The 25,129-nt window shown below is 39.6% G+C and carries 22 protein-coding genes; 12 read left to right on the top strand and 10 right to left on the bottom strand.

The window, feature by feature from the left end:
* The first annotated feature begins 40 nt into the window (after window positions 1–40).
* Both ACPF64_RS10005 and csrA read left to right on the top strand, forming a co-directional pair.
* The gene (locus ACPF64_RS10005; protein ID WP_151744542.1) at window positions 41–1,321 is read left to right on the top strand and encodes an aspartate kinase; all 1,281 of its coding nucleotides are present in this window, start codon (window positions 41–43) and stop codon (window positions 1,319–1,321) included.
* 245 nt (window positions 1,322–1,566) lie between these two features.
* A complete protein-coding gene (csrA, locus tag ACPF64_RS10000) occupies window positions 1,567–1,821 on the top strand; it encodes a carbon storage regulator CsrA (protein ID WP_003652701.1) in 255 nt (84 codons plus the stop codon).
* 67 nt (window positions 1,822–1,888) lie between these two features.
* Here csrA and rnhB read toward each other — a convergent pair whose 3' ends face one another.
* Complete coding sequence (gene rnhB / locus ACPF64_RS09995; protein WP_056478699.1) at window positions 1,889–2,455, bottom strand: ribonuclease HII; 567 nt, start codon at window positions 2,453–2,455, stop codon at window positions 1,889–1,891.
* 70 nt (window positions 2,456–2,525) lie between these two features.
* Window positions 2,526–2,915: a hypothetical protein gene (locus tag ACPF64_RS09990; protein ID WP_004641995.1), complete on the bottom strand. Its 390-nt coding sequence runs from the start codon at window positions 2,913–2,915 to the stop codon at window positions 2,526–2,528.
* Window positions 2,916–3,153: 238 nt separating this feature from the next.
* On the opposite strand from ACPF64_RS09990, the gene ACPF64_RS09985 reads away from it, so the two are divergent.
* Window positions 3,154–3,711 carry a cytochrome b gene (locus ACPF64_RS09985; RefSeq protein ID WP_416659637.1) on the top strand — a complete coding sequence of 186 codons (558 nt, stop codon included), beginning with the start codon at window positions 3,154–3,156 and terminating at the stop codon, window positions 3,709–3,711.
* Window positions 3,712–3,754: 43 nt separating this feature from the next.
* Here ACPF64_RS09985 and ACPF64_RS09980 read toward each other — a convergent pair whose 3' ends face one another.
* The 3 genes from ACPF64_RS09980 to ACPF64_RS09970 all read right to left on the bottom strand — a co-directional run bounded on the left by ACPF64_RS09980 (window position 3,755) and on the right by ACPF64_RS09970 (window position 6,738).
* The gene (locus tag ACPF64_RS09980) at window positions 3,755–4,753 is read right to left on the bottom strand and encodes an adenosine deaminase (protein ID WP_005041965.1); all 999 of its coding nucleotides are present in this window, start codon (window positions 4,751–4,753) and stop codon (window positions 3,755–3,757) included.
* A 116-nt stretch (window positions 4,754–4,869) separates the two neighbouring features.
* Window positions 4,870–6,189 (bottom strand): NCS2 family permease, encoded by a 1,320-nt coding sequence (locus ACPF64_RS09975; protein ID WP_003652707.1) that lies wholly within the window; start codon window positions 6,187–6,189, stop codon window positions 4,870–4,872.
* Between the two features lie 321 nt (window positions 6,190–6,510).
* Window positions 6,511–6,738, bottom strand: coding sequence for a hypothetical protein (locus ACPF64_RS09970; RefSeq protein WP_004641992.1), 228 nt, complete (start codon window positions 6,736–6,738; stop codon window positions 6,511–6,513).
* A gap of 571 nt (window positions 6,739–7,309) precedes the next feature.
* On the opposite strand from ACPF64_RS09970, the gene ACPF64_RS09965 reads away from it, so the two are divergent.
* Window positions 7,310–8,032, top strand: a complete 723-nt coding sequence (locus ACPF64_RS09965; RefSeq protein ID WP_426452990.1) for a pirin family protein — start codon at window positions 7,310–7,312, stop codon at window positions 8,030–8,032.
* A gap of 77 nt (window positions 8,033–8,109) precedes the next feature.
* On the opposite strand, the gene ACPF64_RS09960 is transcribed toward ACPF64_RS09965, so the two are convergent.
* A complete protein-coding gene (locus ACPF64_RS09960; protein ID WP_003652710.1) occupies window positions 8,110–8,730 on the bottom strand; it encodes a TetR/AcrR family transcriptional regulator in 621 nt (206 codons plus the stop codon).
* Window positions 8,731–9,254: 524 nt separating this feature from the next.
* On the opposite strand from ACPF64_RS09960, the gene ACPF64_RS09955 reads away from it, so the two are divergent.
* The 4 genes from ACPF64_RS09955 (at window position 9,255) to ACPF64_RS09940 (ending at window position 13,648) form a co-directional block, all read left to right on the top strand.
* A complete protein-coding gene (locus ACPF64_RS09955; protein WP_045434316.1) occupies window positions 9,255–10,214 on the top strand; it encodes a metal-dependent hydrolase in 960 nt (319 codons plus the stop codon).
* Between the two features lie 65 nt (window positions 10,215–10,279).
* Complete coding sequence (locus tag ACPF64_RS09950) at window positions 10,280–11,113, top strand: SDR family NAD(P)-dependent oxidoreductase (protein WP_426452987.1); 834 nt, start codon at window positions 10,280–10,282, stop codon at window positions 11,111–11,113.
* 22 nt (window positions 11,114–11,135) lie between these two features.
* On the top strand, window positions 11,136–12,659 hold the full coding sequence (locus tag ACPF64_RS09945) for a flavin-containing monooxygenase (protein WP_426452985.1): 1,524 nt from the start codon (window positions 11,136–11,138) through the stop codon (window positions 12,657–12,659).
* A 113-nt stretch (window positions 12,660–12,772) separates the two neighbouring features.
* Window positions 12,773–13,648, top strand: coding sequence for a class I SAM-dependent methyltransferase (locus ACPF64_RS09940; RefSeq protein ID WP_426452983.1), 876 nt, complete (start codon window positions 12,773–12,775; stop codon window positions 13,646–13,648).
* Between the two features lie 2 nt (window positions 13,649–13,650).
* Here ACPF64_RS09940 and ACPF64_RS09935 read toward each other — a convergent pair whose 3' ends face one another.
* Window positions 13,651–14,673 carry an AraC family transcriptional regulator gene (locus ACPF64_RS09935; protein WP_311075311.1) on the bottom strand — a complete coding sequence of 341 codons (1,023 nt, stop codon included), beginning with the start codon at window positions 14,671–14,673 and terminating at the stop codon, window positions 13,651–13,653.
* A gap of 136 nt (window positions 14,674–14,809) precedes the next feature.
* Between ACPF64_RS09935 and ACPF64_RS09930 the strand changes: the two genes are divergently transcribed.
* The 4 genes from ACPF64_RS09930 (at window position 14,810) to ACPF64_RS09915 (ending at window position 19,861) form a co-directional block, all read left to right on the top strand.
* The gene (locus ACPF64_RS09930; protein WP_426452980.1) at window positions 14,810–16,297 is read left to right on the top strand and encodes a flavin-containing monooxygenase; all 1,488 of its coding nucleotides are present in this window, start codon (window positions 14,810–14,812) and stop codon (window positions 16,295–16,297) included.
* A 44-nt stretch (window positions 16,298–16,341) separates the two neighbouring features.
* On the top strand, window positions 16,342–17,196 hold the full coding sequence (locus ACPF64_RS09925) for an SDR family NAD(P)-dependent oxidoreductase (RefSeq protein ID WP_426452978.1): 855 nt from the start codon (window positions 16,342–16,344) through the stop codon (window positions 17,194–17,196).
* A 72-nt stretch (window positions 17,197–17,268) separates the two neighbouring features.
* Window positions 17,269–18,162, top strand: coding sequence for an alpha/beta hydrolase (locus ACPF64_RS09920; RefSeq protein ID WP_426452976.1), 894 nt, complete (start codon window positions 17,269–17,271; stop codon window positions 18,160–18,162).
* Window positions 18,163–18,190: 28 nt separating this feature from the next.
* Window positions 18,191–19,861, top strand: a complete 1,671-nt coding sequence (locus ACPF64_RS09915) for a GMC oxidoreductase (RefSeq protein WP_426452974.1) — start codon at window positions 18,191–18,193, stop codon at window positions 19,859–19,861.
* A gap of 65 nt (window positions 19,862–19,926) precedes the next feature.
* Here the strand turns inward: ACPF64_RS09915 and ACPF64_RS09910 are convergent, their stop codons facing one another.
* The 3 genes from ACPF64_RS09910 to ACPF64_RS09900 all read right to left on the bottom strand — a co-directional run bounded on the left by ACPF64_RS09910 (window position 19,927) and on the right by ACPF64_RS09900 (window position 25,036).
* Window positions 19,927–22,125, bottom strand: coding sequence for an OsmC domain/YcaO domain-containing protein (locus ACPF64_RS09910; protein ID WP_426452972.1), 2,199 nt, complete (start codon window positions 22,123–22,125; stop codon window positions 19,927–19,929).
* Window positions 22,126–22,377: 252 nt separating this feature from the next.
* Window positions 22,378–23,658, bottom strand: a complete 1,281-nt coding sequence (locus tag ACPF64_RS09905; RefSeq protein ID WP_426452970.1) for an OprD family outer membrane porin — start codon at window positions 23,656–23,658, stop codon at window positions 22,378–22,380.
* Between the two features lie 31 nt (window positions 23,659–23,689).
* Window positions 23,690–25,036 carry an MFS transporter gene (locus ACPF64_RS09900; RefSeq protein ID WP_426452968.1) on the bottom strand — a complete coding sequence of 449 codons (1,347 nt, stop codon included), beginning with the start codon at window positions 25,034–25,036 and terminating at the stop codon, window positions 23,690–23,692.
* Between the last annotated feature and the right edge of the window lie 93 nt (window positions 25,037–25,129).

Below are 25,129 nucleotides of genomic sequence, written 5' to 3'. Positions count from 1 at the left end.
CTGAAAAGCCTCTCAGGGTCATGGCTTATATGGAAAAACTATGGCATTAATCGTTCAAAAATATGGCGGTACTTCTATGGGTACCCCCGAGCGCATTTTAAATGTTGCTCGTCGTGTTAAGCGTTGGCATGATCACGGTCACAAGGTTGTTGTGGTCGTATCTGCAATGAGTGGTGAAACAAACCGCTTACTTGCTCTCGCTAAAGCCATTACCGAAACACCTGACCCACGCGAGTTAGACCAAATGGTTTCAACCGGTGAACAGGTGACGATTTCCATGTTAGCTATGGCACTTAATTCGATTGGTGTGGAAGCTAAATCCTATACCGGACGTCAAGTCGGTATTAAAACTGACAGTGCATTTACCAAGGCGCGTATTGAGTCTATTGATACAGATGTCATGACCAATGATCTTGATGCAGGACGTGTTATTGTTGTTGCTGGTTTCCAAGGCTTTGATGCTCATGGAAATATCACAACGTTAGGCCGTGGCGGTTCAGATACTTCTGGTGTTGCTCTTGCTGCTGCTCTAAAAGCAGATGAATGCCAAATTTACACTGATGTAGATGGCGTTTACACCACTGACCCTCGTGTTGCTCCTAAAGCCAAAAAAATCGACCGTATTTCTTTTGAAGAAATGCTAGAAATGGCTTCATTAGGTTCAAAAGTTTTACAAATTCGCTCAGTAGAATTTGCCGGAAAATATCAAGTTCCTTTGCGTGTATTATCAAGTTTTGATAATGATAACGACGGCGTGTTTGACGATGAATTTAAAGAAAATGTAGGTACACTCATTACGACTGAGGCGGAAGATAATATGGAACAGCCAATTATTGCAGGTATTGCTTTTAACCGTGACGAAGCAAAATTAACGATTTTAGGTGTACCTGATGAACCAGGTATTGCTTCTAAAATTTTATCACCAGTAAGTGATGCCAATATCGAAGTCGATATGATAGTGCAAAATGTTGAAGAAGACGGCACAACAGATTTCACTTTCACTGTAAACCGTGTTGATTTAGCTAAAGCTGAAAAAATCTTAAACGAAACTGCCAAAAATATTGGTGCACGTGAAGTTTCAACACGTGATGACATCGTTAAAGTGTCTATCGTAGGTGTAGGTATGCGTTCACATGCAGGCGTAGCGAGCAAGATGTTCACTGCCCTTGCTGATGAAGGCATTAATATCCTTATGATTTCAACATCTGAAATTAAAGTTTCTGTCATTATTGATGAGAAATACTTAGAACTTGCTGTTCGTTGTCTACACACCGCTTTTGGTTTAGATCGTGAACATGGTGAAAGCAGCGCCCGCGCTTAATTTTACCAAACGGTCAATTATTCATTAAAAAATGTTTACTTGTCCGACAATAATTAAAGAAAACACAGAGCCGCTATAGTTTTTTTTATAGCGGCTCTGTTATATTAAACGGAAAGTTTTTTGGCAGTGATTATCAAAATATGACTTTGTTCTCATATTTCTGTTAGAATCTGACTGAAAACTGAGGTTGAGCTTTTATTTGGGTACCAATATTGCAGTTTTAAGCGTTTAGCAAGGAGATAAACATGCTGATTCTGACCCGCCGTGTCGGGGAAACATTAATGATTGGGGATCAAGTCAGTGTTACTGTGCTTGGCGTCAAAGGAAATCAGGTTCGTATTGGTGTGAATGCACCAAAAGAGGTTTCTGTTCATCGCGAAGAAATTTATCAACGTATTCAACATGAACGTGCAATGCATGAACACCTTCAACATCTTGATCAAGATTATCAAGTTTCTTTTGAAGATGATAATTTTGCACAGAAAAACTTCAATCGTTAACATGAAGTTATTCTCTCCCTAATTAAAGCGACTTTATAGTCGCTTTAAATTTTTTAGGAAGTTGTATTTATAGGCCTAGAGCACGTTTAACAGGTGCGTAACTACGGCGGTGCTGATCAATTACACCATGCGCTGCAATCGCTTCAAAATGCGCTTTAGTTGGATATCCTTTATGTTTGGCAAAACCAAATAATGGATATTGTTGATCTAATTCCTGCATTTGTCGATCACGCGTAACTTTTGCCAGAATACTCGCTGCACTAATCTCCGCATGACTCGCATCTCCCCCAACAATCGCTTCACAAGGAATAATGATTCCTTTTGGAATTTGATTACCATCTACAATCACTTTTTGTGGCTGAGTTTTCAAACCATCAACTGCACGTTGCATAGCCAAAAAAGTCGCTTGTAAAATATTTAATTCATCAATTTCACTGTGCGTTGCTTCTGCAATTGACCAAGCTAAGGCTTTTTCTTGTATTTCAATAAACAACTTTTCACGTTTCTTTTCAGTTAATTTTTTAGAATCATTTAATCCCACAATTGGATTATTCGGATCTAAAATAACAGCCGCTGCCACAACAGAACCCACCAAAGGTCCTCGTCCCGCCTCATCTACACCAGCAATAAACATCAACTCTCTACCTTTAAACAAAAGAGGCTGATCAATAGTAATCAGCCTTCTTTAATACAAAAATCATTAATTACTTTTGTAAAGCTTCTGCCACACACTCATTTACAGTTTTTGAAACCACTTGGTTTACAATTGTAGCACGTGCATTTACATCAAATGCAGCCGCAGCCAATTCTACTGCTGTCACACTATTTGGTGCCTTTTCGCTCACACAACCACAAACATTGGTTTGAATGCTGTCACGTTGCTCAGCAGTCATAAGCTTTGTTGCTGTTTTCCAAGCTGAAACATTATTAATTTCTGTAATACATTTTGCATTTACAGCAACTTTTAATGCAGCAACACCCAACTGTTGAGTTGTAGTTTGTGCAGAAGTAGCGCCTGTACCCGTACCTGTAGTCGTTGCACACGCTGTTAAAGCTAAAACAACTGGCGCTAGAGCGAGCATCAATTTTTTCATCATTTTTTCCTTTGATTGAACCTTGGCAGCGCGTATTGTGCCTAAACTCAACTTTATAAGAAACAAATAATTTGATGCATTTATGCAAACTATTTTCCCCTGCAAAACTCAGCTCATCAAATGCATTTTTTCTTAAACGTTCTGTTTTTAGCACGCTCTGTTACATTTAAAACATTTCTCAAAATCAGCGCTTTCCCATAAAATTAAAAATCAAAACGACAAAAAAATAGGGTCTTTTATGCCTGCTGTTTCATCTCAGTATTACACCCGTACCGCACAAGTCCTGCATTGGGTGATGGCAATCATTTTCATCGCAGCATGGGCTATCGGCTTCTATAGTGGAAATTTTTTAAGTTATGACGTTGATGGCAGCTTTAAAGGTGATGTCATTACGTTGCACAAAAATATTGCGACAACCATTATCTTTTTGGTGATTATCCGGATTTTATGGCGCTATACACATCCAGCTCCAAAATTACCAGATACGATGTCACCAACCATGAAAACACTGGCACATGTTGGTCATCTATTCCTTTATGTGATTTTGGTGGCGTTACCTGTCACTGGTTGTTTATTTAGCTGGAGTGCTGGTCACCCTGCCCCTGTTTTATATTTATTTGAAATTCCGCGGTTAGTGCAAGATAACCCAGAGCTTTTAGCTGTTGTTAAACCATTACATATTTATATTTCTTGGTTTGCAGGCTTTCTTATTATTGGACATGTACTTGCCGCTTTAAAACATCACTTTGTTGATAAAGACAATATTTTAAATAGTATGACCAAACAACCAAAGTAATTGTATGTATAAAAAAACCGCCTGAGATAGGCGGTTTTTTTATTTAGATTTTTTTGATTTCTGCAATCCACTTTTGTTTCTCTTCATCTGAGATGAAAGAGGCTTCAAAAGAGTTGATTGCGAGTTTTTTCAACTCATCATTTGTTAGGTCTAAAGCTTGCTGAATTGCAAAGAAGTTATCATTCATATATCCACCGAAATATGATGGATCATCTGAGTTTACAGTCACGTGTACGTCTTTTTGTAGCAAACGACGGATATTATGATCTTTCATATCCTTTACAACACAGAGCTTTAAATTACTTAAAGGACAAACCGTCAAAGGCATTTTTTCGTTAATTAAACGTGCCATTAACTGTTCATCTTCTTCAGAACGTACACCATGGTCAATACGGTTCACTTTGAGCAAGTCTAAAGCTTCCCATACATATTCAGGTGGACCTTCTTCACCAGCGTGAGCAACGATTAAGAAGCCCTCTTCACGCGCTTTAGCGAAAACACGTTCAAATTTAGCTGGCGGATGCCCCACTTCACTTGAATCAAGCCCTACAGCAATAATATCTTGCTTAAATGGCAAAGCCTGCTCTAAGGTCTCAAAAGCTGCTTCTTCGCTTAAATGGCGTAAGAAACACATAATCAGTTGAGAACTAATACCAAACTTAGCTTTGGCATCAGCACAAGCACGTTTTAAACCGTTAATCACTGTTGAGAAAGCAACGCCACGATCAGTGTGAGTTTGCGGGTCGAAGAACATTTCTGTATGAACCACACGATCTTCTGCACATTTCTCAAAATAAGCCCATGCTAAATCATAAAAGTCTTGTTCATGTACAAGAACATTCGCACCAGCATAGTAAATATCTAAAAATGATTGAAGGTTATGAAAGTTATAAGCTTGCTTTACTTCTTCAACAGATTTGTAAGGAATCTGAATCTGATTGCGCTGGGCAATTGCAAACATTAATTCAGGTTCAAATGTCCCTTCAATATGTACATGCAATTCGGCTTTTGGTAAGGCGCGAATCAGCTCGACTTGATTCATATTAACTCCACGTCTAAAGAAAAAAGGGTGTGGTAAAAATCACACCCTTCTATAATTTTCTTCTTATTAAAAACTATGACTAAGACAGCTCAAGAAGAAAATTATAAAAAATCATATTAACCGCCAAACGCGATAAATTTAAATACCCAAAGTGCAGCAATAATCCATACCATGTACGGTACAGTTTTTGCCTTACCTGTGAATAATTTAACTAATGCATAGCTGATAAAGCCCATTGCAATACCATCAGCAATTGAATAGGTAAATGGCATAAATACAATAGTCAAAAATGCAGGAACAGCTTCTGTAATATCATCCCAGTCAATGTGAGTGATCCCTTGAATCATCAACACACCAATGAACAATAAAGCTGGCGCTGTTGCAAAACCTGGTACAGATTGAGCAAGAGGTGCTAAAAATAAACAGCAAATAAATAAGACCGCAACCACAACAGCAGTTAAACCAGTACGTCCACCTGCTGCCACACCTGAAGCTGACTCAATATATGGCGTAGTTGAAGATGTACCTAATGCGGCACCAGCCACAATTGCAGTAGAGTCAGCAAATAATGCTTTTTTCAAACGAGGTAATTTACCATCTTGCAAAAGACCAGCACGGTGTGAAACACCAACCAAAGTACCCGTACTATCAAACAAGTCGACAATAAAGAATACGAAGATTACGCCAACCATACTTGCAGTAAATAGACCTTTAAAGTCCATTTGCATAAAGGTTGGTGCAATTGAAGGAATTTGACCCACTACGCCCTTAAATTCATTTAGACCTAAGGCAGTCGCAATTGCTGTAACAACTAAAATACTAATAATGATTGCGCCACGGATTTTTAACTGGTGTAGAACCACAATCATTAAAAATCCAAATAACGCTAATAATACTGTAGGTTGTTTGATATCACCCAAGCCAACTAATGTCGCTTGATTATCAACAATGATGCCAGCATTTTTTAAAGCAATAAGTGCGAGGAATAAGCCAATACCACCACCAATCGCAAACTTCAGCGACATTGGAATGGCATTTACAATCGCTTCACGAATTTTAAAGAAGCTAATTGCAAGGAAGACAAGACCTGAAACAAAAACAGCAGCTAAAGCTGTTTGCCATGGCACGCCCATACCCATACAAACTGAATAGGTAAAATAAGCATTTAGACCCATACCAGGGGCCAGTGCGATTGGATAATTAGCAATGATCCCCATCACTAAACAGCCGATTGCTGCTGCCAAACAGGTCGCAACAAATACGGCGCCATGATCCATGCCGGTTTCAGATAAAATGAGTGGATTGACAATAATGATGTAACACATCGTTAGAAATGTAGTTACACCAGCAAGAACTTCAGTCCGGAAAGTGGTTTTATTGTCGCTTAACTTAAATAAACGCTCTAACCAGCCTGCCGAAGAATTGGGCGCCGCCATAAGTAGCCTCTATGCAAAATCTGAACTGTGGAATATTTACTTCTATGTAGGTCGCTGAACAATATTGTTTTTCTGTTCAGGCCTATAAACAAGAATCTCAAATTTAAGAAGCAACAAATATGCCACTCATTTGGTTTCTAGTTCATACATAGGAAATAACCACAGCCCCTCTTGAAACACAAAAAAGCTGCATAACCCCTATGCAGCTTTTTTACTATACGTTAAATAAGTTTAACAGATTCAACCGAAACATGATCAAAATTTATGAAAAGATATGACCAATGACGATGCAAAAAATCAGAAATTTAAAGCGCGATATTATTAGAAAATAATTTTTTTCTCGCTTATATAGCCTTGCAAATTATAAGAAGCCAAATTGCTGTGATGAGCATGATTAGGATTGCGTTCGATACTTTGTAAATTTTGTTCTGCTTCTTGAATGATTCGCATCAATTCCTGATGTCTTTTATTTTGGGTATCTAAATAAGCCCAATACCCTAATACAAAGACGATACTCACACACAACACGATTAATACTTTATTGATCATTATTATTATCTCTATGTTTTTAATGTTAATGATCTTAACAAAAAAAAATAGCTTTGTGAATGTTTTCACATTTATTTACAATAACACACATTCATCCAAATAATTGATAAAAAAGGTGATTTTAAATTTCTCACTACAATGATTGATAAATACGAAACATTTCCATTGAAAAGTAACTTTATTTTAAAACAGTTTGTGTTTAATTATTTTTAATATTAGCTTTTTATTCATTTCCATTATTAAGTTCATTTAAATATGCAGTGTAGACAAATGTGTATATCGCATGAAAAATCTCTAAATTTTCTATGTACTGAATAAGATAAAAAGATCGATTTTTCTTTCAATTGTTATATTTAAAATTGTTTGGTTAGCTAGCCATTTCCCTTTTTCATCTTTAGCTTTAAAAGTAAAATTCCAATTTTAACTAAAAGAGCCCTTTTTTTATTTGAGAAATAGCTTTTCATTTTATCGTTCTATAAATCGTACCAAGCTTTCCATTTTTAGAGCTTTATTACAATAATCGCTACGATAAACTGCACTCAGAGAAAAAATTAAATTAGGAGAGTAGATCATGTTTGATATGCGTTTATCTCATGAACGTGGTGCAGCACATCACGGCTGGTTACAATCAAAACATAGCTTTTCATTTGCTAACTATTGGGACCCAAAACAAGTCGGTTTTTCAGATCTACTTGTAATTAATGATGATAATGTTGCTCCGTCTAAAGGCTTTGGTACTCACCCCCACCGTAATATGGAAATTATTTCCTATGTACTTGAAGGTGCATTAGAGCATAAAGACTCGATGGGTACAGGTTCTGTGATTGTGCCTGGCGACATTCAGTTAATGAGTGCAGGTCGTGGAGTGGCTCATAGTGAATTTAACCATTCTGCTCAAGAAGGCGTACATTTTTTACAAATTTGGGTCGTTCCAAATGAAGTAAATACAGATCCAGGTTATCAACAAATTCATATTGATGAAGAAGACAAACGCGGTAAATTGCATTTGATTATTTCACCAAAAGGCGGTGAAAAAACTTTATCCATCAAACAAGACATTAATATTTACTCAGGTCTTTTTGATGGTGAAGAAACTGCCGAATTTACGATTCCTGATGGTCGATATGTGTACCTACATATTGCCAAAGGTCGCGTTGACGTCAATGGTAAAACCTTTAACACAGGTGATGCTGCACGTATCCGTGATGGTGGAAACTTATCGTTTACCAATGGTGATCATGCTGAAATTCTGATTTTTGATATGCGTCCGGAAGAAGTTCCAACCATGCCATAATGAAGCTAAGCCCTTACATAAAACTTTATGTGAGGGCTTTTTTAGCGTTTATACAAATTGAAAAAGTCTAACTGTGATTAATGCTCTTCTGAACGCGACATCTCTGCATTGATATAACTCATGATCATAGTGGTTAACCCCTGCACCATTTCATCAAAACTAATGTAAGGATTTGGCAAAATAAGATGTCGTGCCACATTAAAAATCCCACTATTAATGCAGATGTATGTAATCACAGCTACGTTGTTAATTTTTAAATACTTAGGATTATGCATCATATATTTCATGATGACTTCCACTAAAGCCTGCTCAATTTTTGGAATGTATTTATCGTACTGTAACTCGCCTGCATAACGTAAAACAGTTAAATAACGATCATTATTTTTCTTTAATAAATCACTAAAAGTATAAAAAATCATTTCAATGACTGGTTCTAATTCCAGCTGTAAAATAGTTGGCGTAAGCTCCGTAATCATGTCCAAAATTTCTCGAACAAAATAGTGATTCATCGCATCGTAAATTTCTTCTTTATTTTTAAAATATTCATATAAAGATCCGACACTCACCCCTGCAATTTCTGCAATATGGCGTGTGGTGGTGCCACTTGGTCCATGAAGCGCCACTGCAATAAAACCCGCTTCAATAATAGTATCGACAGTAACTTTGGCTCGAGTTTGACGAGGTTTACGCGTGGTCATACGATCTAATCAATAATCCGAACATAAAGTCAGATTAGCATGTAATCAGACTCGGTAGAAATAAAAAAACAAAATCCGAATAGTTGTCAAACTTGATCAAAAAAAGCCATAGAAATAGATGCAATTAAGGATATCGAAACACTCTTATATTTACTCTAATGACCCCAATCAAAATAAATTATTTATTATTTTTCAAAAATATATACAAATTTTTATTAAAGTTTTTCTTATGCAACAAATTGATAGATTACTTTTATATATTTAAGAATTTACCCGAATTGAATCCGAACATAAAGTCAGATTAATATGAAAAAATTAAAGAAGAGTCACTGAGAAATTCTGTGTGTCTCAACTCTTCTTTCCGTTATTCAGCCAAATAATCAAACAAATAACGGAGCAACAACACCGTAGTCAATCCAGAGAACTCTCTGCTTTGAAAATGGAATTTACAGTGCCTTGTTGAACATTAAGTTCATTGATTTTCATCAAAATGCACTACTACTGATTTGTCTCAAGGTGTCGCTATGATCTCGACCACAGTAAAAAAATCATTTAACAAACTTAAATTTCAACGTGAAATTGAGTTGCCGGATTTTGCTAGTAAAAGCACTATTCCAATCCGTCATTTAAATATTGGTTTTGATGGTAAGGAAATTGATGTCAGATTCTATATGGACAATCAATTTGCAACCTTGTTTTTTGCCACACTTTCAGTTTTTTTAACCTATGGTGAAGATCTGGTGATCGAAACTGCTCGTCATCACCGTGACTTTATTAAAGATCCAATCTTAAAACAGCGAGTGACTTCGCTCATTGGCCAAGAAGCAATTCACTCAAAATTGCACAATGAATATAACGATGCACTTCAAGATGCTGAATATCCTGTTGCACTCTATCGTTTCCTTGGCTCGAACTTCTTTAAATATGTGTTTTTAAAGTTTCCGCAGCCACTCAAATTATCAATGATGGCGGGTATTGAGCATTTTACCGCAGTACTTGCTGAATATATGATGAAGCATGAAAAGAACTTCTATTATTCAGATGATGCGAAGAGCCGTGCTTTGTGGATGTGGCATATGCTTGAAGAATCTGAGCATAAAGATATTGCCTATGATGTTTATCAACTCTTAAATGGCAGCTACCCATTACGAGCTTCTGGTTTCGCCCTTGCTCTCATTACCATTTTAGGGCTTATTCCTGCAACGACCTTATTTGTTCCTGTTTTAAGAAAACCGCAAGAGATGTTTACCTTAAAATTCTGGAAAGATGCCCGTCGTGGTGTAGGTTTAATCTTTGGCCCGAAAGATGGCGTTTTCGGAAGTACAATTGGTCAAATTCTTGACTATTTACGTCCAGATTTTCACCCAAATGACCATGATACGACTGAATATCTTGAGTACTACAAAAAGAAATTGCTGAACGAAGGCGGTGCAATTGCTCCTTACTTTGTTAAAGAATTTACCCCACCAGTACGCATGTCTTAATCGTCCTGCATTTCCAGCTATCAAACAGATAGCTGGCATCTCTTCAAGTTATTTATGGATGAATCATGATTTTATTTGGCAAAAAGAAAGTTAAACCAAGCCAAAAAGCTTATGCCGTGGTGACAGGTGCAGGCAGTGGGATTGGTCGAAGTTTTGCAATTGAACTGGCAAAACGTGGTGGCAGTGTAGTTTGTGCAGACATTAATCTCGAAGCTGCTGAAGAAACCGTAAAAATTCTTGAACAACAAGGCGCGAAAGCTTTCGCTATACGTTGCGATGTCGGTAACTCTGAACAGGTTACAGATCTAGCAGAAAGTGCTGAGATCTTACTTGGGCACCCTGTCACCCTTGTCATTAATAATGCAGGTGTAGGTTTGGGCGGAAAATTCGATGAAATGACACTCGAAGACTGGAATTGGGTCATGAATATCAACCTTTGGGGTGTTATTCACGGTTGTCATGCTTTCGTACCAAAATTTAAAAAGTTGGGTTATGGTGCGATTATTAATGTGGCTTCCGCTGCCTCTTATACAGCTGCACCAGAAATGACCGCCTATAACGTGACTAAAGCGGGTGTACGCGCGCTTTCAGAAACGCTTTCTGCCGAGCTGCATAAGTTCAATATTAAAGTGAATGTGCTCTGCCCTACTTTGGTTCCAACCAATATCATCAAAAATGGTCGGATTCCGGGACGCTATTCAAAGCTTGCAGACCATGCACTCATGAATTATGCCCTCACCACAAGTGATAGTGTAGCCAAATTAACACTGAACCGCCTTGATCAGAATGAGCTTTACACCATTCCTCAAATCGATGCGAAGTTATTCTGGCTCATGAAACGTGCATCACCAAGCTTGTATACCAAGTTCCTTGGCACGTCTTACAAATTATTTAAATAAGAAATTTATAGGTAGTACGCATATGACTGCTCAAATGAAAACAAATGCATCGGCAAAAAAAGCTGTCAATTCACCCAACCACATTTTCGACACCTTTATTGTAGGTGCCGGCATTTCAGGTATAGCTACTGCCATTCGCCTAGATCAAGTTGGCTATACCAATTATAAAATTATTGAAAAAGCTGGCCGTGTTGGTGGAACATGGCGTGAAAACACCTATCCAGGCTGTGGCTGTGATGTACCATCTGCGCTTTATTCTTACTCGTTTGCACCAAGTGCAAAGTGGAGCCATTTATTTGCTCGACAACCAGAAATTTTAAGTTATCTGGAAGATGTGAGTAATGAGTTTAATGTCGCATCTAAAATCGAATTTAACAACGAATTGCTGAACGCCGCATGGGATGAGTCACGCCATCTGTGGGTACTTGATACCACTACTGGTCAGTATTTATCTAAAACTGTTATTTTCGCTACAGGTCCAATTACCGAAGCACAAATTCCACGTCTTGAAGGTTTAGATACGTTTAAAGGTGAGATGTTCCATTCAGCTAAATGGAACCATGATTATGATTTGACAGGTAAACGCATTGCTGTAATTGGTACTGGCGCATCAGCCATTCAGTTTGTGCCCCAAATTCAACCAAAAGCGAAAGAGCTTTTTGTGTTCCAACGTACAGCACCTTGGGTACTACCAAAGCCTGATACGGACTTGGGCGAATTTAGTAAATCAGTGATTGCTAAATATCCATCTATTCAAGCAAGCTGGCGTAAAAGTGTAGCGCTAACGCTGAATGCGATTAACTTTGGTTTACGTAACCCGCTTGCACTTAAACCAGTAAATGTACTGGGTAAGCAATTACTTAAATTGCAGATTAATGACCCTGTGCTACGTAAAAATGTAACGCCAAACTTTGATATTGGTTGTAAACGTATTTTGTTTGCTAACAATTACTACCCTGCATTACAAGCACCAAATACGACCCTTATTCCTCATGGCTTGGTTAAAGTTGAAGGCAATACTGTTGTTGCTGCCAACGGTGAACGCCATGAAGTTGACGTAATTATTTGGGGCACTGGTTTTGAGGTATCTCATCCGCCAATTGGTAAACGTGTTCATAATGAAAAAGGTCAATGTTTACAAGATTTATGGAAAGATAGTTCACCTGAGGCTTATTTAGGTACCAACATTGAAAAAGTGCCGAATGCATTTTTAATTTTAGGCCCGAATGTCTTGGTTTATGACTCTTTTATTGGCTTAGCTGAGGCTCAGCTAGACTATATTGTAGATGGCTTATTGAAAATTAAGAACAAGGGTATTAGCAAGCTCAACGTTAAGCCCGAGGTTATTAAAAAGCATAATGATCTGGTGCAAAAACACTTAAAAACAACTGTATTTAATAGTGGTGGTTGTAAGAGTTACTACCTTGATGCCAACGGCCGTAACTTTGCTGCATGGCCATGGTCATTGAAAAAGCTGAAACAACGTTTGAAAAACGTCGATTTGAAAGATTATGAAGTGACATATCAAACGACAAAGACTCATTAATTTGTAATTTTGATCAAATCTGTTGTAAGAAATAGGCAGTGTATTTTAGGTTTTCATGAAATACACTGCCTTCTTCGTTGAATATCTTCAAGAAATAAAAAAACAGGATAAAGATGAAAGAAGGTCAATCAAGTCGTACCGCCGAAGCCGCCGCTGCATTACGTGCAAATCACTTTAAAAATACGGTCAGCCCTGTATTTTCAGACCCTTATGCTTTTGAGCTGACCAGTAGAAGCTGGAAAAAACTTCTATCAAGCCCACTTCTTGTTAAATTAATGAATTCTGCGGTTTTAAATCGCACTTTAGGTTTACTCACTGGGCAAGTCGTCGGACGCTCTCGTTATGCCGAAGATTTACTTGATCAGGCAGTTCAACAAAACACTCAACAATATGTTTTAGTTGGTGCCGGCCTAGATTCTTTTGCACTACGTGAGTCTCACCATTACCCAACTTTAAAAATCTTTGAAGTTGATCATCCCGATACTCAAGCTGCAAAACAAGCCAAGCTAAAAAAACTAGGCGAAATTCCTGCCACAGTTGAGTTTGTCGCAATTAATTTTGAAAAAGAGTCTATTTCGGAAGCCTTAGCCAGAAGTCTCTATGAGCGATCCGCTCCTGCATTTTTCTCATGGCTTGGAACGACACATTATTTAAACCCGCAAACGACGTTGCAGACCTTAAAAAGTATTGCTGCATTTGCAGCAAACGCTAGTGAAGTGGTACTCGACTATTCGACCGATTTTCAGGAATTAACTGGTATCGAACGCATTGGTAGCATGGGTGTTGCCCAGTTTACCCATTTGCTGAAAGAACCATTATTAGGTCAATTTAAACCGACTGATTTACATCATGCCGTGGAGCAGATGGGGTTTGAGGTCGTTGAAGATTTGTCAGGTGAAGCCATTACTGAACGTTATTTTAGTGCACGAGTAGATGAGATTCGCCATACCTCGGCGACACGCTTATTGCATTTGCGCTTGAATAAATAAACTCAGCTTGATGATTTACCACTTAACCGCACTGCATGCGGTGTCTTACCATGCCATCTTTTATATGCATGAATAAAACTGGCAGGTTCGGCATATCCCAACCATTCGGCAATTTGCTCAATAGAGGCTTTCGGTAAAGTCAGATATTGTTCTGCTAAAACTTGTCTGACTTCTTCACGAATTTGAATAAAGGTCATGCCTTCTTGAGCCAAATGACGGCGTAAGGTACGTGCATTTAAGTGCAAACGATCGGCAACCATATCCATAGATGGCATTTCCCCTCGTACCTTCATTAACTGCTGCTGCACTAAATTAATAAATTTCTTTTGTGTTTGGCGCCTATCTAAAATTTGCCGACATTGTTCTTCAGCCGTATGTAAAATCAGGTCATTGGCCATTTGTAGTTTTTGATCTACTTTGTGCGGATCGAGTAAAACAAAGTTCTTAGCCGCGCCAAACTCCGGCAGAATTCCAAACAAATCGATATAGGGTTGCACCTCAGCTTTAGGCTGGAAAGTGAAAGCCATATATTGACAAAAATTATCTTGTACCAAGTCCCGTTGCACCGTAATGAGCGCCGCGGCGTCCCGTTCAAGAATAAACTGGCGAACTGAAGGTGGTACGCCCTCATCTTCAATCTCAATCCGAATACCTTCATCTGTATCTGAAACTAGAAATCGGGTAAAAGCAAAAGTAAGTGAAAAATAGGTTAGAGCTAAATCAAGTGCTTCACGAATGCTGGCACTGCTCATGAGGGCCATCCCCAGAGGCCCAAATGTTGTAAAGTGATAGCGTGTACCTACATCTAAGCCTAATGTCGGCCTGTCTCCAAGCTGCTCAACCAAGTTATGAATAACCTGCAATTCTTGCTGACCTGTCACCACCATATTAGGGTCAAGCAATTGCTGTTGGCTAATTCCCGTCTCTTCTAAAATGGTCTGATAAGAAATGCCTGATTCCACCGCAAAATCAGCCATTAATCGAACACTATGTACACTGCGTTCAAAAGCCCATGCATACTTCACTGTATTGCTCAGAATGTCCTCGAATCACAATATTTTGTCCTCATCCATCCTCTAAATCAAGCAAATAAACGACTATTCTGCATACAGGAAATTGCGATTCTTTCGCCCACTGTTTTTAAGGATTTTAGAGCAGCCTATGTTTAATTCGTCAGCTAATTCAAATAAAAATGTACGTATCGCCATTATTGGCACTGGCTTTGGTGGTCTAGGACTTGCCATTCGCCTCAAACAAGCAGGTTTTGAACAATTTACTCTCTTTGAAAAAGCTGCCGATGTCGGTGGTGTCTGGCGCGACAACACGTATCCGGGCGCTGCATGCGATGTGCCATCACATCTTTATTCTTTTTCTTTTGAACAAGAGCTGGGTTGGAAAAATCGCTACGGAACCTCTCAAGAAATTTATCAATATTTACGCCACTGTGCCGATAAATATGACCTTCGCCCACATGTTCAATTTAATACTGAAATAGCTAGTGCAGAATTTGATGCTTTGCAAGGTGTATGGCACATTCAAAGTACTTCTGGTGAACAGTTCGAAGCTGAATTCTTAGTGGGCGCGGTAGGCCAACTCAACCGCCCTGCCTATCCAAAACTTAAAGGCATTGAAAACTTTAAAGGTAAGGCATTTCACTCAGCACGTTGGGACCATGACTATGACTTAACTGGCAAACGTGTTGCTGTAATTGGTACAGGTGCAAGTGCCATTCAGTTTGTTCCTGAAATTGCTAAACAGGTTGCTCATCTTGATGTTTATCAACGTTCGGCACCTTACGTCATTCCAAAGCCAGATCGGGTTTATCAACCTTTAGAGAAAAAAGCATTCCGCAAATTACCGATTTTGCAAAGTCTAGATCGTGCCTTGCAATATGGACATCACGAAATTCGTCTGCTGGCTTTCACCACTTCGCTGAATGAAATGCCTTTGGTGGAGTATCTATTCCAGCGCCATATTCGTAAGGTAGTTAAAGACTCCAAATTACGTCACCGTTTAATGCCGGACTACCCAATTGGCTGTAAGCGTATTTTAATTTCCAACCATTGGTATGAAACGCTCACTCAACCCCATGTAGATGTTATTCATACGGGCATTCAAGAAATTACTGAAAATGGAGTTTTAGATACGGAAGGAAATCTGCGTGAAATCGATACTATTATTTATGGTACTGGTTTTGCTGCAACGGAATTTATGGCGCCAATGCAGATCACAGGTCTTGATGGTCGTACCTTAAAAGATACATGGAAAGATGGTGCAGAAGCTTATCTCGGTTTAACTGTTAGCGGCTTTCCAAACTTCTTTATGCTTTATGGTCCAAATACCAATCTTGGGCACAACTCAATTGTCTATATGATTGAAAGTCAGGTGAATTACATTTTAGATGCCATTCAAACACTGATAAAAAATAAGTTGTTATTCACCAATGTTCGTGCAGAAGTTCAACACGAGTTCAACCAAAACATTCAAGAAAAAATGAAGAAAACCGTATGGGCACAAGGTTGTACCAGTTGGTATCAAACTGCTGATGGCAAGAATACCAATAACTGGCCAGGTTTTACCCTTGAGTATCGTCAACGCACTCGCCGCTTTGATATTGAAAACTACACTCAGGTTTCGGCTATTTCTTAAACAAGCTTCACCATAGGAAATGAGAAAAATAAACGGAGAATTTTATGAAAACATTTAAGAACAAAGTCGCTGCTGTGACAGGTGCGGGTTCTGGTATTGGACAAGCAATTGCAATTGCACTCGCGAAACAAGGCTGCCATCTGGCACTTTCCGATATCAGTGAAGCGGGCTTAGCCAAAACTGTCGAGCAGTTATCAGCCTACCCAGTTAAAGTGACCACTCAAAAGGTTGATGTGGCTAAGCGTACTGAAATTGCAGATTGGGCAAAAGCTGTTGTAAATGAGCATGGCCAAGTTAATTTGATTTTTAATAATGCTGGTGTCGCAATAGGTAGCACGGCTGAAGGTGTGAGCTATGAAGATCTTGAATGGCTTATTGGTATTAATTTTTGGGGCGTGGTTTATGGCACCAAAGAGTTTTTGCCTTACTTAAAGCAAAGTGGTGATGGGCATATTATTAATATTTCCAGCATGTTTGGCTTAACAGCTCAACCGACCCAAAGTGCTTATAACGCCAGTAAATTTGCCGTTCGTGGCTTTACAGAGTCTCTACGTCAAGAACTCGATCTACAAAATGCTGGAGTAAGTGCGACCTGTGTTCATCCGGGTGGTATTCGTACCAATATTGCCAAAGCTGCCCGTATGAATAACAGCGTCCAGTCTTTAGGAATGGACCCTGTTAAAAGCCAAGATGCTTTCGATAAATTACTACGCACCCCTGCTGACGAGGCTGCTCAACAAATTTTAGAGGCTGTTCGTAAAAACCGTCGCCGTTTACTGATTGGAGCCGATGCAAAAGTCGTTGATGTAATTCAGCGTATTCTTCCACAGGGTTACCAAAAGATTTTTGCAACAGCAACCGCGTTGCAAACTCGCCTACTCAACAAATCAGCAAAATAAAAATAGTGGTCAGCATACTCTTACTTTTAAGAGATGCTGACCGACATTAAATGCTTAGTATGAGTCCTTATTATGAAGCAGCTTCTTGCATGGACTATCCGGACTACACTACGTCCAGCTTTATCCCCAAAAACACCACTAAAACTACAACGTTTTTGTAGCGATGCAGCCAGTGCTATTGTGCTTGGGCCACGTGGTTATAAAACAAAAAAACAAATAATTGCTCAAGTGCCAACAGTTCATATTCAGCCCAAAACGACTAAGTCAGGGCTGGGTATCTTGTATTTACATGGCGGTGGCTATGTGGTTGGTAGTTCAAAAAGTCATACCAAGCTTGCCGCTCAAATCGGACATGCAGCTCAAGCTCAAGTCTGGTTACCTGAATATCGCCTCGCTCCTGAGCACTCAAGCCCCGCGGCTATTAAAGATGTAGTTGCAGTCTATCAAGCTCTACTTGCCCAAGGACAAGACCCGAAAAAACTCGTGTTTGTCGGAGATTCTGCGGGTGGCGGACTCAGTTTAAGCACCGCAATTGCTATTCGAGATGCAAAGTTACCGCTACCAGCAGCATTGGTTTTACTTTCGCCGTGGGTTGATTTAAGCCTCTCTGGAAGCACTATGAAAACCCACGCAGCTCAAGATGCAATGCTGTCTGAAGACTGGTTAGCGTGGTGTGCAAAAAACTATTGCGCGCAAAAATTAGTAATCGATCCAACCTGTTCCCCACTCTATGCTGACTTAACTGGACTACCGCCTATTTTGATTCATGTCGGTACCGAAGAAGTTTTATTAGATGATGCAAAACGCCTTGCTGAACAAGCTCAAAAATACGGCATTCCGACGAACTTTAGGATTTATGACCAAGTCGGACATGTTTTTCAGTTCCACGCAGGTATACTAAAAGAATCTAATGACTCGATTGAGCGCATTGGGCAATTCATTGATAAACATACACAGTCAATATAAAAAATAATCGCCAGAGAGGAGCCTCGGCATGACAACAAACAATTATGACTATGATTATCTCATTATTGGTTCAGGCTTTGGTGGTAGTGTTTCTGCTTGCCGTCTAACTGAAAAAGGCTATTCTGTGGCCGTAATGGAAATGGGGCGTCGTTGGAAAGCCGAGGATTTTGCGAAAAATAACTGGAATTCCCGCCGCTGGATTTGGCGTCCGGGCATGAAGCTTTTCGGCTATTTCAATATGCGCTTTTTTCGCCATGTCACCATTATTTGCGGGAATGCGGTAGGTGGAGGCTCAATTACCTATGCCAATACCCTACTCGTTCCACCTGAACATATTTGGGACGAAGGCACATGGGCAGATGCTGCGGACTGGAAAAATGAAATGCCACAGCACTATGCTGAAGCAGAACGTATGCTCGGGGTGACGGATAATAAAATTTTTGGTCCAGCTGACCATATGCTTAAACAAATGGGCGAAGCAGTCGGCGTGGGTCACACATTTAAACCGACACGTGTTGCGACGTTTTTTCCACCCGAAGGTGAACAAGGCGGCAAAACCTACCCCGACCCATATTTTAACGGTGAAGGTCCAGACCGTGCGACGTGTACGGCATGTGGCGGGTGCATGACGGGTTGTAAACACAACGCAAAAAATACTTTAGATAAAAACTATTTGTACTTTGCCGAAAAAAATGGCGCCAAGGTTTACGAAGAAACTAAAGTTGTTGATGTTAAACCACTCAATGGCAAAGCAGATGGCAGTGATGGCTATGAAGTAACCACTGAATGCTCAACCTCATGGTTTAATAAACAGCGTCGTACATGGCGAGTACGCAACGTGATTTTCTCGGCATCTTCTTTGGGCACCCAAGAGATGTTGTTCCGCTTAAAGCAGTCTGGTTCTCTGCCAAATATTTCTGATGACTTGGGCAATCGAGTTCGTACCAATGCCGAATCTATTTTAGGGGTTCGCTTCTTCGGTAAAGATGTCGACATGAGCAAAGGCGTTGCCATTGGTTCAAGTATTTACATCGACAATGACACTCATATTGAAGCAACTCGTTACCAAAGTGGTTCTGATGCAATGGGTCTTATGTGTACCTACATGGCAAAAGGTAAACCGGGTTGGACACGTATTTTTTATTGGTTATGGGTATTAATTTCCCATCCATTTATCTTTCTTCGCATGAGCAATCCAGTTGGTTTTGCACGTCAGACTTTAATTTTCTTGGTGATGCAAACTGCCGATGCTTCAATTAACATGCGCCTGAAACGCAACTGGTTTTGGCCTTTTGGCAAGGTTTTATCAAGTGAAGGTAAAAAGCTACCGGTTTACATTCCACAGGCCAATGTCTTTACCGAAAAAGTTGCCAAAATGTTTAATGGACACCCCATCACGACCATTACCGAGATTTTGTTTAATGTACCTTTTACCGCACACTGTATGGGTGGCTGTGCCATTGCTTCAAGCCCAGAACAAGGTGTAGTCGATGGAAAAAATCACGTTTTTAACTATAAAAACTTATATGTTGTAGATGGTTCAATGTTAGGTGCCAATTTGGGCGTTAACCCAAGTCTAACCATTACAGCTCTAGCAGAGCGTGCAATGTCGTATATTCCGGCTAAACACACTTTGGGCGAACATCAGGATGATATAGCAGATGCAGAAACCGTAGAGATCATCAAAGCTTCTGCTTAAACTAGAAATTTGTTTTATAAAAAAAGCCTATTTAAAAATAGGCTTTTTTTATTTAGCTTTTTAAATTACGAAGCTACTGTTTTAGCGCGAGCTGCATGCAATTTTTTATAGCTATCGATCAGACGTAAATGTCGATCAAGCCCTTCTAGTTTCATGCTTGTTGGTGTTAAACCGTAGAAACGAACGCTACCCTCTACAGAACCTAATACTGCCTCCATTCGTGTGTCACCAAACATACGGCGGAAGTTAGTCAGGTAGTCTTCAAGCTCTAGTTCTTCATCCAACATCACTTCAAGCACAACGTTCATGCACTGATAGAACAAGCCACGCTCAACAGTGTTGGTGTTATATTGCAAGTAAGTTTCGACTAACTCTTTTGCCTCTTCAAATTGCTGCAAAGCAACGTAAATCAACAATTTCAACTCTAAAATCGTAAGCTGTCCCCAAACTGTATTGTCATCAAATTCAATGCCAATGAGTGTGGTGATTTCGGTGTAATCGTCTAACTCACACTCTTCTAAGCGTTCAACCAACGCCTCAAGTTGTTCATCATCCAAACGATGCAGATTTAAAATATCTTCACGGAATGAAAGTGCCTTATTGGTATTGTCCCAAATCAAATCTTCAACGAGATAAATTTCTGAATAATCCGGTACTAAAATACGGCAAGCGGTCGCACCTAGGTGCTCATATACTGCCATATAAACTTCTTTACCCATCTCTTCGAGAATACCGAACAATGTTGCAGCTTCATCTGCATTCGACTCTTCGCCTTCTCCAGAAAAATCCCACTCAACAAAGTCATAGTCAGATTTAGAACTAAAGAAACGCCAAGATACCAAACCGCTTGAGTCAATAAAGTGCTCAACAAAGTTATTTGGCTCAGTCACCGCATTACTTTGGAAAGTCGGCTGTGGTAAATCATTTAAGCCTTCAAAACTACGACCTTGAAGTAATTCAGTCAGACTACGCTCTAAAGCAACTTCAAAACTTGGATGTGCACCAAACGATGCAAAAACACCACCCGTACGCGGGTTCATTAAAGTCACACACATCACAGGGAACTGGCCACCTAACGATGCATCTTTAACTAGAACAGGAAAACCTTGCTCTTCTAAACCTTTAATACCAGCAACGATACTTGGGTATTTTGCTAATACTTCTTCAGGAACATCTGGAAGTGCAATTTCACCTTCTAAAATTTCACGTTTTACAGCGCGTTCAAAAATTTCTGACAAGCATTGAACTTGAGCTTCCGCCAAAGTATTACCTGCACTCATACCATTACTTAAGTACAAGTTTTCAATTAAATTTGATGGGAAATAGACAACTTCATCGTCAGACTGGCGCACAAAAGGTAGCGAACAAATACCACGCTCTACGTTGCCTGAATTGGTGTCATATAAATGCGTACCGAGTAATTCATCATCTGGGTTATAAATCTCAAGACAGTATTCATCTAAGATTTCTTGAGGTAATTCACCATTTGGACCCGGTTTAAACCATTTTTCATCTGGATAATGCACAAATTCAGCATTGGCAATCTCTTCACCCCAGAACTGGTCGTTATAGAAGAAGTTACAGTTTAAACGCTCAATAAACTCGCCTAATGCAGATGCCAAAGCACTTTCTTTAGTTGCACCTTTACCATTGGTAAAACACATCGGAGACTGTGCATCGCGGATATGTAAAGACCACACATTCGGAACAATATTACGCCAAGATGCGATTTCAATCTTCATGCCCAAATTCGCCAAAATGGCAGACATATTGGCAATGGTTTCTTCTAATGGCAGGTCTTTACCCTGAATATAGGTATGGCTTTCTGAAGTTAAGCTTGGCAATAACAATGCTTGCGCATCTGCATCAATACTTTCAACTTCTTCAATAATAAACTCAGGACCAGTTTGAATGACTTTTTTAACAGTACAACGGTCGATTGAACGTAAAATCCCTTGGCGATCTTTCTCTGAAATATCAGCTGGTAATTCAATCTGAATTTTAAACGTTTGCTTGTAGCGGTTTTCAGGATCAACAATATTATTTTGTGATAAACGAATATTATCAGTTGGGATATCTCGAGCTGCACAATACACTTTTACAAAGTAGGCTGCACACAATGCGGAAGATGCTAAAAAATAGTCAAATGGGCCCGGTGCCGAACCGTCACCCTTGTAGCGAATTGGTTGATCGGCAATTACCGTAAAGTCATCGAACTTAGCTTCCTGTCGAAGATTGTCGAGATAATTAACCTTGATTTCCATGCTGGCACCTAAATATTTTTATGTGTCAGCACAGACACATAAAATTCTAAATATTGAAATATAAGCCGAATCGCAGCGAAGAAATTGACTTAAAAAAATGAGAGATTAAAGCCATGTGTTTAATGAACGACTCAATTGGCTTTAATAAGATTGACGGTATTATAGAGTGATTTTGTGAAGTTGATAACTAAAGTTAAAACATTGCTGCTCACAATGTTTTAACTTGTCTTTAATTTACTTAAATATTGAGCATTAAAATTTAAAGGTGTAATCAACATTCAACCGTGTTTCATTTGCCGAGTGAAATGTCATATTGCTTGGCATATCGTTACGATAGTGAGAAAAACGAGCTCGCATGCCTAGGCCTTTTAACTTTCCTTCAGGAATTTTATAGCCCAAATCAAACTCCATCGACTCTTCTTTAAAACGCTGATCGCCATATTGCAGCAAATCAATATCTTCACCTTTTGCATAGCGGGTCATAAAGCGCAGTCCATTTAATGGAACATCCCCTAATCGTGCATTTTTAAAATCATATTCGTAACGAATCGAATAGACTTTTTCATCTTTATTTGAGTAGTCAGAACTCATAAAATCAAGCACGACTGGACTTTCGGTTCCCGACAAAAACGGCAAACCAGTCGAGCCAAACGACTGCATATAGCCCAAAGAAACCGTATGGTTTTGATAGTTCAAACCAAATAAACCACTCATATGGCGGTTATCGACCTCTCCTATTTTTTTGCTTCCAGTTTCTTCACTATTAAAAAAACGCACGTCACTTAAAAAATTAAGCTCGTCATTTAAAGGCTGTTTTCCGTTAAAACCCAAAAATTGTTGCTGGTAAATGTCTTTGAGTTCGGCATGGTAGGCACGGAGACGATAGTCTTTTAACTGATAACTTCCTCCCAGCGTGTAAAAAGAATCAGTGGTTGCTGCCTTGTCAAAACGACGGTTGATATTGTCCGTTCCAACATCTGTAAAGCGAATTGAATCGCGCTGCCGCACTTCGTCGACATAAAACCCTTCGAGTTGAAGATTTGGAATTTCATTTGAAACAAAGCGAATACCGCGATAAGTCTGGGGGAACAAACGGGCTGGCGATGAAAATATGGTCGGTAATTGCGGAACCAGATCACCCACAAAAAGCTCATTTTTTCTAAATTTAGCCTTCCCTGTAATACCAATTTTTCCATAATAATCGTCACGCGAGTTATCGGTATTTACTGGTAATAAGCCACTACGTGCATAGTCATCAGCCCGACTTCCCATTAGGTTAAAGCCTGCCATTGCCAGCACATCAACACCGAACCCAACTGTCCCTTCGGTATAACCAGACTGCCCTTTAAAAATTAGACCCTGCGCCCAATCTCTGGCTGCGGTATAGGGATATGGGTCTTTTTTATAGTCTCGGTCAAAGTAAAAATTACGAAGTGTCAGCTCAGCTTTACTGTCTGAAATAAACTCGGCATGCACAACTTGACTAAATAACGGGCACAAGCATACCCCCACCCACAATGGTGTCTTTTTCATTTTTTATCTCAACTATTTAATTTATAATGGATTAAGGTGCTGTTTTAAGAGAGTAGTTTTGCTCTTTTTTACTTCGGTAAAAAGCGCTGCCCAGACTTAAAATCAGGAAAATAGCTAAAATAAAGACCACACCGTAATAGACATAAAGCGTTGCGGGCGCAATACCTTTATCCAGAAAAATACCTGCAATCGTTGGCGATAAAATTGCCCCAATACGGCCAAAACCAATGGCATAACCCACGCCACGACTACGGATTTCAGCGTCATAAATTGTTGGAGAAATAGAATATAGACCGGCCACACAGCCATTAATAAGTGTGCCGAGTAATAACCCCACCATGAGTGCGACACTCACTTGAGACGAGACTGCGACAAATAGAAAAACGCAAGCAGACGTTAGCCCTAAAAATAGGCTTAAGGCATAGAAAATTTTTATGCGTGATGCGAGTAAACCAATAATGGCCGCACCGAAAATACCGCCAATACTAATTAAAATACCGGTACTTACCCCTTGCTCTGGTGACATTCCCATTGAAATAAGAATTTTTGGTGTCCAGCTCATGACAAAGTAAAAGCCAAACATCACCAAAAAGAATGCAAACCACAGACAAAGTGTTTGAAATCCCAGTTGCCCTGCAAATAATTTGCTGAGTTCACTGCCATTTTGCGTGCTCATTTTTTCATAGCGCGGCATAACTGATAGTTCGTTAAGCCCCATGCGGTTTACAGTTGCATTGATTCGTTCCAATGCCTGTTTTGGTCGTTTCGCGAGTAAGTAATCTAAAGATTCAGGCAATAACCATGCGCTGATCAGCAACATTGCAATGGTGGTAACCCCACCTGCTAAAAAGATTGAACGCCAGCCTAAATGTTCAATCAATGCCAATGATAGTACTCCGCCAAGTGTCGCGCCAATTCCATAACCTGTCGACATTAAGCTCACTGCGAGACTGCGCCAGCGAGCATTGGCATATTCACTTGCTAACACATTACTACTGGCAAGAATCCCACCCACCCCAATTCCGGTAATAAACCGAAGTGCTGCTAACATGCCGTGGCTTTGTACAAAAGCACAGCCCAACATGCTAAGACCTGCGATCACAAGACAAACCAAGATGAGTAAACGGCGACCGATTTTATCAGCTAACGGTGCGAGAAAAATTGAACCAGCAGCCATTCCAAAAAGACCAGCACTTAACAACAAGCCAATTTGTGCGCCTGAAAGTGACCATTCTGCTGACACGGACGGTGCGGTAAATGCCATCACCATCACGTCAAAGCCATCAATAATATTAAGACAAATACAGATCAAAATGACGAACCATTGGTAGCGGCTCATATTATTTTGATTGATCTCACTCAGCACGTCTCTTTCCATTTGTGTATCTCCCTTGGATAAGACATACACACGACATTGCTGATATGAGCGATTGGGTGGTTATGCACATCCGTATCCATAATGACCTAGAGG

This window comes from Acinetobacter sp. KB005, assembly GCF_049949095.1.
Lineage (GTDB): Bacteria > Pseudomonadota > Gammaproteobacteria > Pseudomonadales > Moraxellaceae > Acinetobacter > Acinetobacter calcoaceticus.
This window is presented reverse-complemented; position numbering and strand designations above follow the sequence as displayed.

Excerpts from the sequence above, each read along its gene's own strand:
- ACPF64_RS10005 (WP_151744542.1), top strand. The coding sequence starts at position 41 with ATGGCATTAATCGTTCAAAAATATGGCGGTACTTCTATGGGTACCCCC.
- csrA (WP_003652701.1), top strand. The coding sequence starts at position 1,567 with ATGCTGATTCTGACCCGCCGTGTCGGGGAAACATTAATGATTGGGGAT.
- rnhB (WP_056478699.1), bottom strand. The coding sequence starts at position 2,455 with ATGTTTATTGCTGGTGTAGATGAGGCGGGACGAGGACCTTTGGTGGGT.
- ACPF64_RS09990 (WP_004641995.1), bottom strand. The coding sequence starts at position 2,915 with ATGAAAAAATTGATGCTCGCTCTAGCGCCAGTTGTTTTAGCTTTAACA.
- ACPF64_RS09985 (WP_416659637.1), top strand. The coding sequence starts at position 3,154 with ATGCCTGCTGTTTCATCTCAGTATTACACCCGTACCGCACAAGTCCTG.
- ACPF64_RS09980 (WP_005041965.1), bottom strand. The coding sequence starts at position 4,753 with ATGAATCAAGTCGAGCTGATTCGCGCCTTACCAAAAGCCGAATTGCAT.
- ACPF64_RS09975 (WP_003652707.1), bottom strand. The coding sequence starts at position 6,189 with ATGGCGGCGCCCAATTCTTCGGCAGGCTGGTTAGAGCGTTTATTTAAG.
- ACPF64_RS09970 (WP_004641992.1), bottom strand. The coding sequence starts at position 6,738 with ATGATCAATAAAGTATTAATCGTGTTGTGTGTGAGTATCGTCTTTGTA.
- ACPF64_RS09965 (WP_426452990.1), top strand. The coding sequence starts at position 7,310 with ATGTTTGATATGCGTTTATCTCATGAACGTGGTGCAGCACATCACGGC.
- ACPF64_RS09960 (WP_003652710.1), bottom strand. The coding sequence starts at position 8,730 with ATGACCACGCGTAAACCTCGTCAAACTCGAGCCAAAGTTACTGTCGAT.
- ACPF64_RS09955 (WP_045434316.1), top strand. The coding sequence starts at position 9,255 with ATGATCTCGACCACAGTAAAAAAATCATTTAACAAACTTAAATTTCAA.
- ACPF64_RS09950 (WP_426452987.1), top strand. The coding sequence starts at position 10,280 with ATGATTTTATTTGGCAAAAAGAAAGTTAAACCAAGCCAAAAAGCTTAT.
- ACPF64_RS09945 (WP_426452985.1), top strand. The coding sequence starts at position 11,136 with ATGACTGCTCAAATGAAAACAAATGCATCGGCAAAAAAAGCTGTCAAT.
- ACPF64_RS09940 (WP_426452983.1), top strand. The coding sequence starts at position 12,773 with ATGAAAGAAGGTCAATCAAGTCGTACCGCCGAAGCCGCCGCTGCATTA.
- ACPF64_RS09930 (WP_426452980.1), top strand. The coding sequence starts at position 14,810 with ATGTTTAATTCGTCAGCTAATTCAAATAAAAATGTACGTATCGCCATT.
- ACPF64_RS09925 (WP_426452978.1), top strand. The coding sequence starts at position 16,342 with ATGAAAACATTTAAGAACAAAGTCGCTGCTGTGACAGGTGCGGGTTCT.
- ACPF64_RS09920 (WP_426452976.1), top strand. The coding sequence starts at position 17,269 with ATGAAGCAGCTTCTTGCATGGACTATCCGGACTACACTACGTCCAGCT.
- ACPF64_RS09915 (WP_426452974.1), top strand. The coding sequence starts at position 18,191 with ATGACAACAAACAATTATGACTATGATTATCTCATTATTGGTTCAGGC.
- ACPF64_RS09910 (WP_426452972.1), bottom strand. The coding sequence starts at position 22,125 with ATGGAAATCAAGGTTAATTATCTCGACAATCTTCGACAGGAAGCTAAG.
- ACPF64_RS09905 (WP_426452970.1), bottom strand. The coding sequence starts at position 23,658 with ATGAAAAAGACACCATTGTGGGTGGGGGTATGCTTGTGCCCGTTATTT.
- ACPF64_RS09900 (WP_426452968.1), bottom strand. The coding sequence starts at position 25,036 with ATGGAAAGAGACGTGCTGAGTGAGATCAATCAAAATAATATGAGCCGC.